13 protein-coding genes and 2 pseudogenes are annotated in these 16,242 nt (G+C 41.5%); 5 read left to right on the plus strand and 10 right to left on the minus strand.

The window, feature by feature from the left end:
- Positions 1-108: 108 nt before the first annotated feature.
- Both WAZ74_RS13150 and WAZ74_RS13155 read left to right on the plus strand, forming a co-directional pair.
- Positions 109-732 carry a 3-hydroxyacyl-CoA dehydrogenase family protein gene (locus tag WAZ74_RS13150; protein ID WP_422308767.1) on the plus strand — a complete coding sequence of 208 codons (624 nt, stop codon included), beginning with the start codon at positions 109-111 and terminating at the stop codon, positions 730-732.
- Complete coding sequence (locus tag WAZ74_RS13155) at positions 729-1,493, plus strand: SDR family NAD(P)-dependent oxidoreductase (RefSeq protein WP_422308758.1); 765 nt, start codon at positions 729-731, stop codon at positions 1,491-1,493. Before WAZ74_RS13150 ends, WAZ74_RS13155 begins: the two co-directional genes overlap by 4 nt.
- Positions 1,494-1,495: 2 nt before the next feature.
- On the opposite strand, the gene WAZ74_RS13160 is transcribed toward WAZ74_RS13155, so the two are convergent.
- The 9 genes and pseudogenes from WAZ74_RS13160 to kdpF form a co-directional block, all read right to left on the minus strand.
- Positions 1,496-1,888, minus strand: a complete 393-nt coding sequence (locus tag WAZ74_RS13160) for an IclR family transcriptional regulator domain-containing protein (RefSeq protein WP_422308768.1) — start codon at positions 1,886-1,888, stop codon at positions 1,496-1,498.
- Between the two features lie 74 nt (positions 1,889-1,962).
- A pseudogene (locus WAZ74_RS13165) lies at positions 1,963-2,178 on the minus strand (transposase-like zinc-binding domain-containing protein); the annotation flags it as partial.
- 335 nt (positions 2,179-2,513) lie between these two features.
- Positions 2,514-3,056 (minus strand): DUF3124 domain-containing protein, encoded by a 543-nt coding sequence (locus tag WAZ74_RS13170; protein WP_422308759.1) that lies wholly within the window; start codon positions 3,054-3,056, stop codon positions 2,514-2,516.
- A gap of 75 nt (positions 3,057-3,131) precedes the next feature.
- Positions 3,132-3,818, minus strand: coding sequence for a response regulator (locus WAZ74_RS13175; protein WP_422308760.1), 687 nt, complete (start codon positions 3,816-3,818; stop codon positions 3,132-3,134).
- Between the two features lie 43 nt (positions 3,819-3,861).
- Complete coding sequence (locus WAZ74_RS13180; protein ID WP_422308761.1) at positions 3,862-6,615, minus strand: DUF4118 domain-containing protein; 2,754 nt, start codon at positions 6,613-6,615, stop codon at positions 3,862-3,864.
- Positions 6,616-6,696: 81 nt separating this feature from the next.
- Complete coding sequence (gene kdpC / locus WAZ74_RS13185; protein WP_422308762.1) at positions 6,697-7,365, minus strand: potassium-transporting ATPase subunit KdpC; 669 nt, start codon at positions 7,363-7,365, stop codon at positions 6,697-6,699.
- 21 nt (positions 7,366-7,386) lie between these two features.
- Positions 7,387-9,525, minus strand: coding sequence for a potassium-transporting ATPase subunit KdpB (gene kdpB / locus WAZ74_RS13190; protein ID WP_422308763.1), 2,139 nt, complete (start codon positions 9,523-9,525; stop codon positions 7,387-7,389).
- Between the two features lie 120 nt (positions 9,526-9,645).
- A complete protein-coding gene (gene kdpA / locus WAZ74_RS13195) occupies positions 9,646-11,358 on the minus strand; it encodes a potassium-transporting ATPase subunit KdpA (protein ID WP_422308764.1) in 1,713 nt (570 codons plus the stop codon).
- Positions 11,358-11,438 (minus strand): K(+)-transporting ATPase subunit F, encoded by an 81-nt coding sequence (gene kdpF / locus WAZ74_RS13200; RefSeq protein WP_084674193.1) that lies wholly within the window; start codon positions 11,436-11,438, stop codon positions 11,358-11,360. The genes kdpA and kdpF overlap by 1 nt, the downstream gene beginning before the upstream one ends.
- Before the next feature lie 463 nt (positions 11,439-11,901).
- Here kdpF and WAZ74_RS13205 point away from each other — a divergent pair, with 463 nt between their 5' ends.
- On the plus strand, positions 11,902-12,528 hold the full coding sequence (locus WAZ74_RS13205) for a TetR/AcrR family transcriptional regulator (protein ID WP_422308765.1): 627 nt from the start codon (positions 11,902-11,904) through the stop codon (positions 12,526-12,528).
- A gap of 226 nt (positions 12,529-12,754) precedes the next feature.
- Positions 12,755-14,716 carry an oleate hydratase gene (locus WAZ74_RS13210; RefSeq protein WP_422308766.1) on the plus strand — a complete coding sequence of 654 codons (1,962 nt, stop codon included), beginning with the start codon at positions 12,755-12,757 and terminating at the stop codon, positions 14,714-14,716.
- 649 nt (positions 14,717-15,365) lie between these two features.
- Here WAZ74_RS13210 and WAZ74_RS13215 read toward each other — a convergent pair.
- A complete protein-coding gene (locus tag WAZ74_RS13215; RefSeq protein ID WP_011959968.1) occupies positions 15,366-15,632 on the minus strand; it encodes a serpin family protein in 267 nt (88 codons plus the stop codon).
- Positions 15,633-15,695: 63 nt separating this feature from the next.
- Here WAZ74_RS13215 and WAZ74_RS13220 point away from each other — a divergent pair.
- Positions 15,696-15,797: pseudogene (locus WAZ74_RS13220) on the plus strand (transposase); the annotation flags it as partial.
- Positions 15,798-16,242 lie beyond the last annotated feature (445 nt).

Genomic DNA, 16,242 nt, shown 5'->3' on the forward strand with positions numbered 1-16,242 from the left:
TCTGCTTGTTTTAGAATGTTGACGATCTGGTTGTCGCTAAAGCGGGTCTTTTTCATAAGAATCTCCTGCTGGTAGTTTAGCAGCTACTCTCTATTTCTAGGTGTTCTTATTTTTAGGGGGGATTACCCCAGTAATACTTCAGGATTCAAGCCAAGTGCGTTAGCGGTGGATATGCTGCATCCTGCACGTTTCGTTGTAACCCATTTCTGGAACCCAGCACATCTCATTCCTTTGGTAGAGGTGGTCAAAGGTGAGCATACAGATGCAATGACAGTCCAACGAGCAATGGACGTTTTAAAGTTGATGAATAAAAAAGCGATAGTACTTAACAAAGAAATCCCAGGGTTTATTGGGAATCGTTTACAATATGCACTGTTTCGGGAAGCACAGGCATTATTAGATTCTGGAGCTGCTTCAAAAGAAGATATCGATGCTGCTGTGACCTACAGCATAGGTCGTCGGCTGCCTGTAACAGGACCACTGATGTCTGCAGATATGGGTGGACTAGATGTATTCTCGGCCATTTCTAATTATTTATTCGAAGATCTATCGACAGATCAGCGATCAGGTGAAGTTCTGTCTCAACTTGTAAATGAAAACAAACTGGGAGATAAAACTGGAGAAGGGTTTTATTCATGGGCGCCTGATGTGTCGGCGAAAATGAATGAAGAACGGGAACAAACACTGATTTATTTCCTGAAAAATGATTTGAAGGCAGGGATGTCAAAATGAATACTTATTTTTCTGAATTGAAAAACAAAACCGTTGTGATCACAGGCAGCAGCAAAGGAATTGGTAAAAACATTGCATTAACTTTCGCGAAACTAGAAGCCAATGTGGTAATCTCTGGAAGAGACGAAGCGACTCTTAGCTCAGTTTTGAAAGAAATGCACAAGTACAATCCGAAGTGCATCGCAGTCTCTGGCGATCTAAGCGATATTTCTGAAGTACGGAATCTGATCGAAAAGGCAGTGTCCCACTTTGGCACCATCGATGTACTGGTCAATAACGCTGGTATCAATATTGCCAAACCGGCAATGGAAGTGACAGAAGAAGATTGGGACACGGTACTCGACTTGAATCTAAAAACAGCATTTTTTGCAAGTCAGGCAGCTGCTAAATATATGCTTAAACAAAATAACGGTCGCATTATCAATATCGCTTCTCAAATGGCATTTGTGGGTTATGTAAAGCGTGCAGCGTATTGTTCAAGTAAGGGAGGTCTAGTTCAGCTAACAAAAGCTTTAGCTGTAGAATGGGCAAAGCAGGGTATACGCGTTAATGCTGTGGCACCGACCTTCATAGAAACTGAGCTGACAGAAAAAATGTTTATAGATGAAGCGTTTAAAAAAGATGTCGATAGTAGAATCTTACTGGATGGTCTATCGCAGCCGGAAGATATTTCAGGTGCGGTATTATATTTGGCATCGAATCTTGCTAATTTTGTAACAGGCGAGACCATCAAGGTTGATGGTGGTTGGACAGCTATATAAGTCTATTCATAGTCCCTATTAAAAATAACTGATAGTTCATTGGCATCTTTCCGCATGATAGGTACGTACCCCAATAACTCATCTAAAGTTTTTCTTACAGTTGGACCATGGGTAAAAACCGTAGCAAAAGCTTCATTTTCACCATTAGGAATTAGCACAGCACAAGCTACGATACCAGGAATAAACTCTTCGTTGTCTATTCTGATTCTAGTACCCCGTGTTTCAGCAATAGTATGCATTAATCTTTTTTTATCCGTCTGCGTATTTGTAGTTAATGCATGTATTGATATTTTGTCGATGATGCGTTTGCATTTTGCCTTGGATAGCTGTGATAGGAATAATTTGCCACTGGCACTTGCCCAGATTGGTACATGAGTTCCAACTGGTAGGTAGATTTGAAGAAATCACTCAGATAAAACACGATCTACATAAACAACGTCTAAGTCTTTCATGATTGCGATACTGTAGTAGCGATGTCTCTAACGCTGCAGCCTCGTACTATCATGAGGCGTATTTTATCATCTATTTGAGAGTGGCAACCTTGGTAAGTAATCGCATGGTCGCCAATGAATTGACGTTTGCAGGCTTTGCATTGGTAGTTTTGCTTGCCATAGCTTTTTATACCATTCATCGAAAAACTGGGAATGCGGCAGTCGGGGCAATTAATGTCTATTTGTGTCTTCATAACCTCAAATATAACATCTTTGCTCCGGCTGTCACTCTCCCTTATTCCTCACATACTTTTTGATACACCACCAAATGTTTTAATCTCTGCATATAAAGGAGAAAAACATGAAGCATATGACCTATACTTAAGAATATCCAGACTAGACTGAATGATTAAGGAATAAGGAAGTCTTCTGAACATGCCTAAGTTCAAGTTAGAAAAGAGCGATCAGATGAAGTCGTTATTGACCAAATGGTCAATTTAAAGATAAAAAAGTCATTTTTAGAATATATTTTTGTGTTCTACCTTATGTATCAAAGAACGATACACATTTAATGTAAAATGATTTTTCATCACTGCACAATCGGCGTCCCCTGTGTATTAAAAGCAAAAGCTTTATTATTAAAATTGCCAATCATTACCGCCTCAATCACTGGTTTAACCGTATCATCTAAACCTTCAACCTCAATGATAAAGTCTGCACCAGGACCCCCTTTATTTTCTTCTTTTTCAACGATATAGTTGAGGGTTGCCATGGGTGGTAGCTCAATTGAGTTCTTAATATATGACTTTATTAGCTCTCCGTTAGTACCGTAATAATCAATTTTATTGATATAAAGCGATTTTTTTAATGTGGTATTACGAATGCTCAAAGTCGCCGATAGCAATACTTTTTGATTGTACCTATCAATATAAATGTCTGAATAAATGGGCACATAAAAGGTTTGTTTATAATTTAATTGACGGGGATCGACGGCTGAGGTTATTTCAAGCTCTTTAATAGGATCTCTATTATTTTCTGAAAATACTATATTGGGATCTTCTATTGATTTATCACAACCTGATAACAGCACCAATATCGCAATGGCTATGATGGATATATTGAGCTTGTTCATGATGTTGCCCTCTTTTTTTTCATCTTACCATTAGCTTAAGATTCTAGTTAGGAGACTAAATATATTCATGTATTGTCAGTCTTTAGGAATATGTAGCTTGTAGCCGACACCGATTTCGGTTAAGAAATAGTTAGGGCGAGAAGGGTTGTCTTCTAGTTTTTGCCGTAAATTTGACATAAATATGCGGACATAATGTTCTTGATGGTTATGACCTTTACCCCAAACTTCATTAAGCAGTTGTTTATGGGTCAGTACTTTTTCTGCATAACGGATCAGGACAGTAAGTAAGCGATACTCAATAGGTGTTAAATGGACGTCTTTACCATTTTTCTTGACTTGCCTCTGCGTAAGATCGATGCTGACATTGCCAAGCTCTATCTGACTGGGTGCTTCGTAGCCAACCTGCCAGCGGCGCATATGTGCATTAACACGAGCAATTAATTCGCCCATACTAAAAGGTTTCACTAAATAATCATCTGCACCTAAATTGAGCGCTTTTATTTTATCCTGTTCATCACTGCGAGCTGATAATACTAAAATAGGTAATGAGGACCACGTTCTAATATCTGCAATGACGTCACAGCCATCACCGTCAGGTAAGCCAAGATCTAATATAAGTAAGTCAGGACGGCGCGTCGCAGCTTCTATTAAGCCCCTATGCGAGCTATCAGCGGTATAAACTTGATAGCCTTCTTGCTCCATCGCTGTTTTAATAAATCGCGCAATATGGGCTTCATCTTCGATAATTAGTAGGGTCTTCATAAGTGTGTTTTTCGCTATTAGTATTGACCTTATGATATAGCACTTATCGTGCTAAGTTTGCTGAATCAATATTTGGGCTGCTTGCTATAAAGTCGTCACTTAATAAATCCTGTTCAGGCAAAGGTTGCCAAGGTAGGGTTATAATAAATTGTGCACCGTGAGGTTGTATATTATTAGCACTTAACGTGCCACCCAGATGCTCAACTAAATCTCTGCTCAAAGCCAAGCCTAAACCCAATCCCGTTGTGGTACCTTCTGAATTCCCTCGAGTAAAGCGTTCAAATATTTGCGTCTCCATACCTACAGGTAGACCTTCTCCTGTGTCTGTCACCGTTATCAGGTATTGCTGATTATTATCAAGCATTGCTTTGATACAAATACAGGCATCGTCTGGGGTATAATTGATTGCATTGGTTATTAAGTTATTTAAAATGCGCGACAATATCAATTCGTCAGTATAAATAAAGTCAATATTATGAGGGATGTCTATTTCTATCTGGCGCTCTTTTAAGTAGTGCTCAAGTTGACGGATATTACTGCCAACGATTTCCTCTAAGCTCACCCATTGCTTGTTTAATTTCATGCCGCCAGACTGTAGCGAGACGTAATCTAAAATATTAATCACTAAACGCTGAATAACGTTTGCTTGCTGCTCAATATCAACGGCTAGTTGCTTCTGCTCACTTACGGTTAAAGTCTGGGTAGCAAGAGAAGACGCTAAACCAGATAATACCGTTATTGGCGTTCGGATATCATGAGACAGCGCCGATAATAGCGTCCCACGCAGCCGCTCTGACTCTACCTTTATGAGCGCGGTTTGAGCCACTTTTGCGTAATATACCCGCTCTAAAGCTAGCGTTATTTGGGCAATAGCCATATCAAGGGTTCGTTGCTGTTCGGGTTGATTGAAACTCTCACTATCTGTCGGCATCAATGCTAAGACACCAAGCACCTGATTTGATGTAGCGAGTGCCCGATAGTGCATTGTATTGGCGGTGAGCGTATTAGTTCCTAGACCCGCGCTTTCGTTATGATCAAACACCCATCGGGTGACAACCCAATTGAATTCTGCAGGTATCGTGCAGTCAGTCATAACAATTAGCTTATTGTTCGAGTCGGGCATTACTACGATTGCGGTGCTAGCAATATGCTGCGTTAGCCATGCTGCAGCTTGGCTGATAATGTCATCGTTTTTACGAGCCGCGCTCAGGCTTTGAGCAAGATAGCTCATGGATATGGCCTGCTGTTCACGTTTACGTGCCGCTTGTGCTTGAAATCGCAGGCCAACTGCTAGGTTATTAATGATTAAAGAGACAACGAGCATAACGGCAAAGGTAACTAAGTATTGGACATCACTGACGTTAAATGACAGCTTAGGTTCAACAAAAAATAAATCAAAACTTAACACGCTTAAAAAAGCAGCCAATATACCAGGAGCGCGTCCAAAGCGTACTGAGATAAAGACAATCACTAATAGGTACAGCATGACCACGTTGGCTAAATCAAACCAGCGTGTGAGGGCAACTAGGGTAACGGTTACTAACCCGCATCCCAAAACTGCCATGAGATAGCCGTTACGGTTATCTACTGATGATAATTCTGCCACGTTCCAAGACGGGGATTGACGCTCATTAGTGGTTTTGCTTAACTTCTTAGTTTGATTGACTAAGATCAAATCTAAATTGACGTCTTGCTGTGAGATACGCCTTACTAGCGATTGCCGCCAGTGATAGGGTCTAGAACGGTTAGCATAGTTTTGTCCAATAATAATACGGCCAATATTGAATTGATGGGCATAACTGGTCAAACCCTCTGCCACGGTAATGGCACTAATCACTTCAGTTTTTGCACCCAAATCATCCGCTAAACGTAGCGCTTCCAAAACCTTCTGCTTATTATTAACCGAGCGATTCAAACCGCGTGGTGTATCGACATGCACCACATACCACTGTGAATGTAGACTACTGGCCAGCCTAGCAGCATGGCGAATAAGACGTTCACTGTGTGCCCCCGTACTGATACCTACCAGCAACTGATCTGCGGTATTCCAAATGGGTGAGATTCGAGCTTGATTGCGATAATCTTGCATGTCGGCATCGACCAAGTCTGCGGTTCGGCGTAATGCCAACTCTCGCAGCGCAATCAGATTACCTTTACGAAAGAAGTTATTAATAGCGTGTTTGGCTTGGCTTGGGATATATACTTTGCCTTCATGCAGACGCGCCAATAATTCATCTGCCGGTAAATCAACCAATACCACTTCATTTGCCTGATCAAAAAACCAGTCGGGCAAGGTTTCTTGAACCACCACTCCGGTAATTTGATTGACAACATCATTTAAGCTTTCTAAATGCTGAACGTTTAGGGTTGTGTAAACACTGATACCTGCTTTTAGTAACTCTTCAACATCATGCCAGCGTTTCGGGTGGCGAGATCCTGGAATATTACTATGCGCCAGCTCATCAACCAACAAAATATCTGGATGACTGGCGAGAGCGGCATCAATGTCGAACTCTTGTAGCATCTGTCCACGATATTCAATCTCGCGTAGCGGCAGTACTGATAGCCCTTGCACCAGTGCTGCCGTTTCACTACGGCCATGCGTCTCTACAATACCAACCAATACATTACGTCCATGCGCTTGTGCTTGATGTGCAGAGGTCAGCATGTCATACGTTTTACCAACCCCAGCCGACGCCCCAAAAAATATCTTTAACTTACCTCTATTGACCGTATACTCTTGCTGCTTAATTTGCTGCAATAACGCATCTGGGCTAGGGCGGTTAATATTCATCATGACCCTCGATAGCTCTTAAATAAAAGTAAATTAAAGCGGCGGCGTTTGGTTAACCCAGTCGTTTTGGTTAATACTGTCTTACTATTTAACTGGGAGAGTAGATATCTCGTCTAACGCTAAGTTAACTGCTAGCACATTGACACGCGGCTCTCCAAAAATATTAAACTGCTTACTATCGGTATTATCATCGATCGCTTTTTGTACTTGTTCAACACTTATCCCGCGTATGCTTGCCACTCTATTTGCTTGCCACTGTGCAGCCGCAGGTGAGATATGTGGATCCAGGCCACTTCCCGACATGGTTACCAAATCAATCGGTATCGGCGCTTTGTTCTGTAGATCAGCCGCCTTAAGCTTTTGTACTTGCGCCTCAACATTGCTGGCAAGTTCAGGATTTAAAGGTCCTAAGTTACTACCTGAAGATTGGGTGGCATCATAACCGTCACCCGCAGCAGAAGGTCGTGTCCATATATATTGTGGTTGGTCAAACGGTTGACCGATGAGCGCAGAGCCAACCAGTTGTCCCTCTTTTTCTATTAAGCTGCCATTTGCCTGATTGGGCATAGTCACTTGCCCGACGCCTGTCATCAGTAATGGGTAGCATAACCCTAAAATGATACCTAATAGTATAAATAGTAATATAGCAGGTTTGAGCATTGGCATATGAGTAGCAGCGTTATCTAATGCATTATTGCTATCTGTTGCATCTTGCAGTGATGGTTTAGTGTTTGGATGAGAATGAGTGTGCATAGTAATATTCCTTATGAATGATTAGACCAATTGCAATACGTTAATGAGCATATCGATAAGTTTAATACCCACAAACGGTAGCAGTAGTCCGCCCAATCCATATATCAAGAGGTTGCGGCGCAATAAGTTAATAGCAGAGTCTGGACGATATTTAACCCCTCGCAGCGCTAGTGGAATGAGAAATACAATGATTAAGGCATTAAAAATAACCGCTGATAAAATAGCGCTCTTTGGGCTGCCTAAATGCATAATATTTAAGACGTTTAGAGCAGGGTAAGTACCCGCAAAGGCCGCTGGAATAATCGCAAAGTATTTAGCAACGTCATTGGCCAAACTAAAAGTCGTCAGCGCCCCGCGGGTCATTAACATCTGCTTACCAGTTTGCACCACTTCAATAAGCTTGGTCGGATTTGAGTCCAAATCCACCATGTTTGCTGCTTCTTTTGCCGCTTGAGTCCCGCTATTCATAGCAACTGCAACATCAGCTTGGGCAAGTGCTGGCGCGTCATTGGTACCGTCACCAGTCATTGCTACTAGCTTACCTTGGCGCTGATAACTACGAATCAGCTCAAGTTTTTGCTCTGGTGTGGCCTCCGCCATAAAGTCATCAACCCCAGCTTCAGCAGCGATGGCAGCAGCCGTTAAAGGGTTATCACCAGTAATCATCACAGTAGTAATACCGATTTTACGCAATTCAGCAAAGCGCTCTTTGATGCCAGATTTGACCACATCTTTGAGCTCAATAACACCTAATATCTGCTGACCATCTGCAACTAACAGAGGTGTACTACCGCGGCGAGCCACTTCTTCTACTTGTTGCTCCAAATTACTCGGTAGTGTGCCACCTTGTTCTGTCACCCAATTTACAATGGCATCATAAGCGCCCTTACGGATGCGGCGTTGCTCAATATCGGTACCACTCATTCGAGTTTGCGCGGTAAATTCTATGGTTTCAAATGGCTTTGATTTCCAGACGTTTTCATCGATATCAAAACGGCTTTGTGCTAATTTGACGATACTGCGACCTTCGGGCGTCTCATCGGTTAGCGAGCTAATCAAGGCTACTTCAGCTAGCAAGTTCTCGTTGATACCATTCGATGGCAGGAATAACGAAGCTTGACGGTTACCATAAGTAATGGTGCCGGTCTTATCGAGCAATAGCACATCAACGTCGCCCGCAGCTTCTACCGCACGTCCAGAGGTCGCAATGACATTGGCTTGCATCATACGGCTCATGCCTGCTACGCCAATAGCTGATAATAGACCGCCAATCGTTGTTGGAATCAGGCAGACCAGTAATGCGACTAGAATAACAATAGAGATGGGATCGCCTTGACCCGATGCGAGCACTGCAAACTGAGAGAACGGCAACAGAGTGACGCAAACCATTAGAAATATCAGGGTTAATGCAATAAGCAAAATAGTCAGTGCAATCTCATTGGGCGTTTTGGTACGTTTGGCACCTTCTACTAAGGCAATCATACGATCTAAAAATCCTTGCCCCGGCGCTTGGGTAATACGAATTACTAGCCAGTCAGACAAGACTTTAGTACCGCCGGTAACCGCGTTAAAATCACCGCCACTTTCACGAATAACTGGAGCGGATTCACCGGTGATGGCTGACTCATCGACTGAGGCAAGACCTTCTATAACCTCACCATCCGCTGGAATGATTTCTCCCATTTGCACTAAGACAATATCATCTTGATTAAGTTCAGTCGCCTGCACCATAGTAGCAGCGGATAATCGGTCGCTACCAGCAAGCTTACGTGCTTGCACATCTTGACGTGCCTGCTTAAGACTCGATGCTTGCGCTTTACTGCGACCTTCTGCTAAGGCTTCAGCAAAGTTGGCAAATAATAAGGTAAACCATAGCCAAAACGTAATTAACAAGGTAAAGACCAGGCCCGTTTGACCTTGGATTAACATATTAATGGCTAATATAGTCGTCAACCATGAGCCGATATAAACGACGAACATCACCGGATTTCGCCACTGAACGCGAGGATCAAGCTTGAGTAGCGCATCTTTTAGCGCCGGCTTAATCAGCGCCGGATCTAGGAGGCCTTGGGAAGGTTTTTCGGGTAAATCAGAGTTATCAGGCTCTTGTTGAGGCGGCACATCTAAGGTTTTATTATTAGCATCTATTGAAACATTCATGGTCTTTATTCCTAACATAATCATAAAAAGGGGGCAATTCACCACTAAAAAGGTAAGTGCCTATTTAGCAAATCTGTCAACTTTGCCAAATTTGCTAAAGCCTAGACAAATAGGCAGCGGCTAACCTTTCATCATCCATATATGCTCTATAATAGGTCCAAGCGCTAAAGCAGGAATGAAAGTCAATGCGCCAATCATCAGCACGGTTCCAACTAATAGACCCACAAATAATGGCGTAGTCGTCGGTAAAGTACCGCTATTGACTTCAAGTCTTGGTTTTTTCGCCAATGACCCTGCCAAAGCCAGTACTGGAATGATGACTCCAAAACGCCCAACCACCATCGCAAGCCCAAGCATAGAGTTATAAAAGACCGAATTGGCCCCCAATCCTGCAAAAGCAGACCCATTATTATTGGCAGCAGAGCTAAAGGCATACAGCACCTCACTAAAACCATGAGCGCCAGGATTAAAAATCCCTGCTTGACCACTCGCAGTCATGACACTAATCGCCGTTCCCATTAGCACCATAGTGGGTGCTGCAAGTAATGCTAATACCACCATTTTCATCTCAAAGGGTTCAATCTTTTTACCGAGATATTCTGGCGTCCGTCCAATCATGAGTCCTGATACGAATACCGCCAATATTGCAAATAGCAACATGCCGTACAGTCCGGCTCCGACACCGCCAAATACCACTTCACCTAATTGCATCTGTAACATCAAACCAAAGCCGCCCATAGGGGTAAATGAGTCATGCATTGCATTTACTGCACCACATGATGCCGCAGTGGTGATGGTGGCAAATAACGATGAAGCCACAATACCAAAGCGCACTTCTTTACCTTCCATATTGCCACTGACATCAGCAGCGGTTAGCCCTGACACTTGTGATGTTAACCAAGGATTACCAGCAAGTTCACTACTTACCGTTAATGAATACATACCGACAAACAATAGGGTCATAGCTGCTAATATCGCCACACCTTGCTTGATGTTGCCACTCATTTTACCGAGACAAAAACATAGTGAAGTAGGAATAAGAAAAATAGCGAGCATCTGAATTAAATTAGAAAAAGGCGTTGGATTTTCAAATGGGTGGGCAGAGTTGGCATTAAAGAAACCACCACCGTTAGTCCCTAACATTTTAATCGCTTCTTGTGACGCGACTGGACCTAAGGCGATAGTTTGGGTATCACCTTGCAGAGTTTGCACGTCCATATAAGTCGATAAGGTTTGTACAACGCCTTGGCTCATTAGTAGCAGCGCGATGATTGTCGCTATCGGTAGTAGGATGTAAATATTACAGCGCCATAAATCGACCCACGCATTACCAAGGTGAGCGCTTTTTTTGAATACTAAACCACGCATCAAGGCAAAAGCGACGGCAATACCTGTGGCTGCTGACAGAAAGTTTTGTAGCGACATACCTAGCATTTGGGTGAGATAACTCATGGTGCTTTCGCCACCATAAGCCTGCCAGTTGGTATTGGTCATAAAACTAATGGCCGTATTCATGGCCAAGTCCCAAGTGACGCCGGTCATTGCTTGCGGATTGAGCGGTAGATTACCTTGCACCAGTTGCAATATAAATAGCGCCAAAAAGCCAATGACGTTAAATAAGATAATAGCTAATGCATACTGTTTCCAATTCATCCCAGAGGCAATATTACCTTTGGCATCTCGTCCAAGCATACCGATTGCAGTAAAACCGCGTGATTCAAGACGGGATATCGGCGCTTGCATACGCTGCATGATGTAACCGGATAAAAAATAGCCCAGAGTAAATAAGATGAGAAGATAAATAATCAACTGAGATAAGGCATGGATAGTCATTAAAACGCCTCCGGTTTAATCAGTACGTATAGCAAATAAACAAATAACCCTAGGGCGATAAGCCCTGAAAATACTTCCATAGCACTCTCCTAAAACCAAGATCAGTCAATTAATTGCCGCAAGATTACTAAGATCTTGCTGCTCATTAGATAATGTCATTAGTATGCTGAGAGAAGTATAAAAGTGTTATTAAGATAAATAGGTAGGATATAAAGAAAGTGTAAAGATGAGAGTCGGCTAATAAAAAGGTAAATGTTAAGTGCGGATAATACTGGAGTTTACGGAGAGAGTGCTGGTGCAAAGCGATGATAGCAGGATTATCAGCAAATCAAATAAGGGCTCTTTGGGTGCATGCAGAAGGCTTGGCTCCTTACTTAGGCGCTCGTATCTATAATGCGGCAGTCCCCACTATGTTAGGTCAACTATAGGAAGAGTTTAGCTTACATAATAAAACTGAATTACTGTCTGATTTAACATTAAATAATTGAACAGTTGGTTAATATAAGGGCTGATAAGTTGAATGTGAGTAAGGAAAAAAAGCCTGTGGAACGTGCAGAACAAGAGCGCTCATTACAAACTAAAAATAAGATATTATCAGCGGCGCTCAGTGAGTTTGCCTCGACGGGTTTTAATGGCGTTTCAACTAGGGTTATCGCTAAAAGGGCAGGTGTAAACCATACCTTAATTAGCCATCATTTCGGCTCTAAAGAGGCCTTATGGAAAGCCACTGCAAAATTATGTTTTGAGATCTACACCGAACACAATTTCGAGAGGCGTAAAAACATGCAAGGTGTTGAAACCCCGACTTTAATACGAGTATTATTAAAAGATTTTATAAATTTTTGTGCTAACTATCCTGATATCCATCATTTTTTGATCCAGGCCAATCAAGGGAGTTCGGAAAGACTTGACTGGTTTGTTGAAAACTATTTACGCATTATTTGTGATGAAGAGTTGGATATTATCCGTAGAGCGCAAAAACTAGGATTGGCGCCTCAAGGAGATAGTCTTCATATTCGCTACTTATTATTAGGTGCAGCAACGTCCATTTATACATTTGCTCCTCAATTTGCAAGATTATCTGGGAAAAATCCTTTTTCCGATGAATTTATTGAACAGCACGTAGACTATGTTTTATCGCTCTTTGCTAGCGGCACAAAAAGGCTATGAGATAGACCAAATGATCTATCTCATAGCCTTTTTGTATTAAAACTGCCTAATATTATATCAAGCCGTTATTTTGAAAAAATAGAAATTAAGAACGCATTACACAGTAAGAAATAACTACGTTCTCATTTAATACTGGCATATAAATATTTGATATCTAAATTAATAATAACTTTATCTTAAAACAACACAGAGTCTTAAGGCTCTGTAACCTGCTAAGGGGACTACAATGAAAAATACTAATGAAAAACAAAAAACTATCGATAGCTTTTTACATCAGCCAGATGCCAGTAAAGCCTATCCACACCATTACCCACAAAACACTTTGCCGTTTGCTGACAAAATAGGCAACTATCAACGCAATGTTGGTAGACCGACCGACGCTTATAAAGAGAGTAAAGTCTATATTATCGGTAGTGGCATTGCAGGCTTATCCAGTGCTTACTACTTCATTCGTGACGGTAAAGTACCGGCAGAAAACATCACCTTTTTAGAGCAGTTAGATGTTTCAGGTGGCTCCATGGATGGCTCAGGTAATGCTGAGAATGGCTACGTCATACGCGGTGGCCGTGAGATGGAGTTTACCTATGAAAACTTTTGGGATGTCTTCCAAGATATTCCTGCAGTAGAGATGCCAGAGCCATACAGCGTACTAGATGAATATAGACTGATTAACGATGATGATCCTAACTATTCAATCGCTCGTTTGGTACATCAGCAAGGTAAAATCAAAGAAACGAATGGTGTTACTCTAAAAAAATCTGACCAATTAGCATTGATACGTCTACTACTAAAACGCAAAGAAGAATTAGATGATGTGCGAGTCAACGATTACTTTAGCGACAGCTTCTTTGAAAGTAACTTTTGGATACTTTGGAGCACCATGTTTGCCTTTGAAAAATGGCACAGCTTGCTTGAGTTAAAACTATATATGCACCGCTTTTTGCATGACTTAGATGGTCTGCATAATATGTCGATGCTAGTATTTCCAAAATACAATCAATATGATGGGTTTATCTTACCGCTACGTAACCATATCATCGAAAAAGGGGTTAAATTCCAATACGATACTTCGGTGACGGATTTAGATATTGAGTTTAATCAAGCTGATGACCATGAATCTGTTAAGGGTTCAGCTAATGAGCCAACCAAAACGGTCAAAGCCATCATTGCAGAAGTAGGTGGTAAGCCTACCCGTATTACTATTACAGAGAATGATTATGTAGTAGCAACCACAGGCACAATGACTGATGATACACGATATGGTGATAACGATTCTGCGCCAAACCTAGATGCTATGTTAGACAATCAAGGGCAATCAAAAGGTTGGACGCTTTGGAACAATCTTGCTCATAAGTCCAGCGTCTTTGGTCATCCTGGAAAATTCAATGGTAATGTGAATGAGTCTGCATGGATGTCAGCCACACTGACTTGTAAGCCTTCTGCATTGGTAGATAAGGTTAAAGAGCTGTCTGTTAATGATCCATACTCAGGTAAAACAGCGACAGGTGGTATCGTCACCTTTACCGATTCTAACTGGGTAATGAGCTTTACTTGTAACCGTCAGCCGCATTTCCCTGATCAACCAAAGGACACCTTAGTACTTTGGGTGTATAGTTTGCTGATGGACAAAGATGGCAATTATATTAAGAAACCAATGCCAGAATGTACAGGTAATGAGATTTTAGCAGAGCTCTGCCACCACCTTGGTATTATCAATGAGTTAGACGGCGTGGTTGACAATACCATTGTTAGATCTACTTATATGCCATATATCACCTCACAGTTTATGGTACGTGCGCAAGGCGACCGCCCTGAAATTGTACCGCAAGGTTGTACTAATCTAGGCTTAGTAGGACAATTTGTCGAAACTAGAAATGATGTGGTATTCACCGTCGAAAGCTCTGTTCGTACGGCTAGAGTCGCGGTATATAGCCTACTGAATATCAAAAAACAGGTGCCTGATATAGATCCATCGCAATATGACATTCGTCACCTATTACGAGCGGCAAATACGCTAAATGATGGCAAAGGATTTATTGGAGAACGCTTATTACGTAAGCTATTAAAAGATACCTATTATGAGCATATCTTGCCACCTACCCATCTAGATAGTCAGGAAGAAACGAAGCGTAATGACTCTATTTTCTCAGAGTATTGGGAGTCTATTAAAGGTATTTGGCATAAATAAGCTCCTTTAGACTGCAACGCTTGTGGTGGCTTAAACGCTCAGTCACCATAAGATAGTGAAGGTGGTAGATGAAACTCTAGTAGTGATCTGTAGCTTGTAGCTGGCTATTTTAAAAGCTAAGGCAGTTACAGTTACTATGATGATTTCTCTATCACCTTTTTTTGTGCTTTTGTAATACATGGATCATGTGAGCTACACAAGACAGTCCTGTAGAAACCAAAATGGGAGATCTTAATAAGAAAAATTAATGATAATAACCCCTTCTATTGATTTAGTCGCCATTAAATTCACACCTAATGCTAGGAGTTCGATGTCTGTATAACGCACTGAACATGTTCCAATAATGGTGTTAAATCACTACCTTTTCACCATCTAAAATGGGCAGTATAGAACTCTCCAAACCGACCATTGTTCCTAGAAGAATAATTATGGCAAATACTAGCAGCTCGATGTCTACTATATAGCGCACCGATCACAGATAGAATATATAGGGCAAGTACACAACGAAGTACACTCAGACTATTTTAGCGAGTTGAAACGTTGCTACCATTAGCCCACAACCAAAGCTTCGAATCCTCACTAGGGAACCGAACCAGTTAGAGCGCCTGATTGGTTCACAATAGGCATACCCTTATTGAGCTGTTTCCTACTAAAGTTTATTTACCTGCCCTAAGAACAATATAGCATCGGTTTTATTGTCTTTAATCATAAACATAAAGGGATGGTCGGCTGTAATTTCGGCTTTATGAGTCGCCATAACAAGTTGTACACCAATCCCCGTTGCTGCTGCGGCAACCGTGCCTTTTTCGTCAACTTCAACCACCGCTTTATGGATAACAGAATCTACTTTTAACGGTAGCTTGTCATTGAACAAGCTGTAGTTAGCACGACTATCAAAAGCGATGGGCATTCCCATATTGGCCGAGCCTTTCCTAAAAAGTGTGTAACTGCTTATAATCCACTAACAGGAGAGTAAGCAATGACTAACCAAACCGACCTTAGAAAACTGGCTTAACAAATAGCTAGCAGCATTAACAGCTTCGATGATATCAAAGACTTTCAGAAGCAACTCATGCAATCCTTATAGATCAAATTATAAATTATGCAAAATTTCTTGAACCAACATGTATTTTATATAGTATATATTATATATATAAAAAATTTTTCTCCTACCAAACCTTACTCTATATACCTTATACATTATTTATATACTATCTACTAGATATAACGTATAGGTGACTTAGAAAATCACGGTCAATGCGAATTAAGCCACGATAACCTTCATCACCGCATAGGTGACTTAGAAAAACCGAATCAAACGGATTAAAACCAGCTAATGCTTCATCACCGCATAGGTGACTTAGAAATCGTGTAAATCGAGTGGGATAAAATCAAGCATCTTCATCACCGCATAGGTGACTTAGAAAATCAAGAAATATCCAATTTAACACCTGAACAGCTTCATCACCGCATAGGTGACTTAGAAGTCTCGCAAAAAGACTGATTAAACGCTAAGCTTTTGACAT

Origin of the sequence: Psychrobacter sp. (assembly GCF_049295055.1) — a bacterium.
Classification (GTDB): Bacteria; Pseudomonadota; Gammaproteobacteria; order Pseudomonadales; family Moraxellaceae; genus Psychrobacter.

Coding starts and splice junctions, on each gene's coding strand:
- kdpC (WP_422308762.1), bottom strand. CDS start 7,365: ATGCACACTCATTCTCATCCAAACACTAAACCATCACTGCAAGATGCA.
- WAZ74_RS13210 (WP_422308766.1), top strand. CDS start 12,755: ATGAAAAATACTAATGAAAAACAAAAAACTATCGATAGCTTTTTACAT.
- kdpB (WP_422308763.1), bottom strand. CDS start 9,525: ATGAATGTTTCAATAGATGCTAATAATAAAACCTTAGATGTGCCGCCT.
- WAZ74_RS13180 (WP_422308761.1), bottom strand. CDS start 6,615: ATGATGAATATTAACCGCCCTAGCCCAGATGCGTTATTGCAGCAAATT.
- kdpF (WP_084674193.1), bottom strand. CDS start 11,438: ATGGAAGTATTTTCAGGGCTTATCGCCCTAGGGTTATTTGTTTATTTG.
- WAZ74_RS13170 (WP_422308759.1), bottom strand. CDS start 3,056: ATGAACAAGCTCAATATATCCATCATAGCCATTGCGATATTGGTGCTG.
- kdpA (WP_422308764.1), bottom strand. CDS start 11,358: ATGACTATCCATGCCTTATCTCAGTTGATTATTTATCTTCTCATCTTA.
- WAZ74_RS13155 (WP_422308758.1), top strand. CDS start 729: ATGAATACTTATTTTTCTGAATTGAAAAACAAAACCGTTGTGATCACA.
- WAZ74_RS13175 (WP_422308760.1), bottom strand. CDS start 3,818: ATGAAGACCCTACTAATTATCGAAGATGAAGCCCATATTGCGCGATTT.
- WAZ74_RS13215 (WP_011959968.1), bottom strand. CDS start 15,632: ATGGGAATGCCCATCGCTTTTGATAGTCGTGCTAACTACAGCTTGTTC.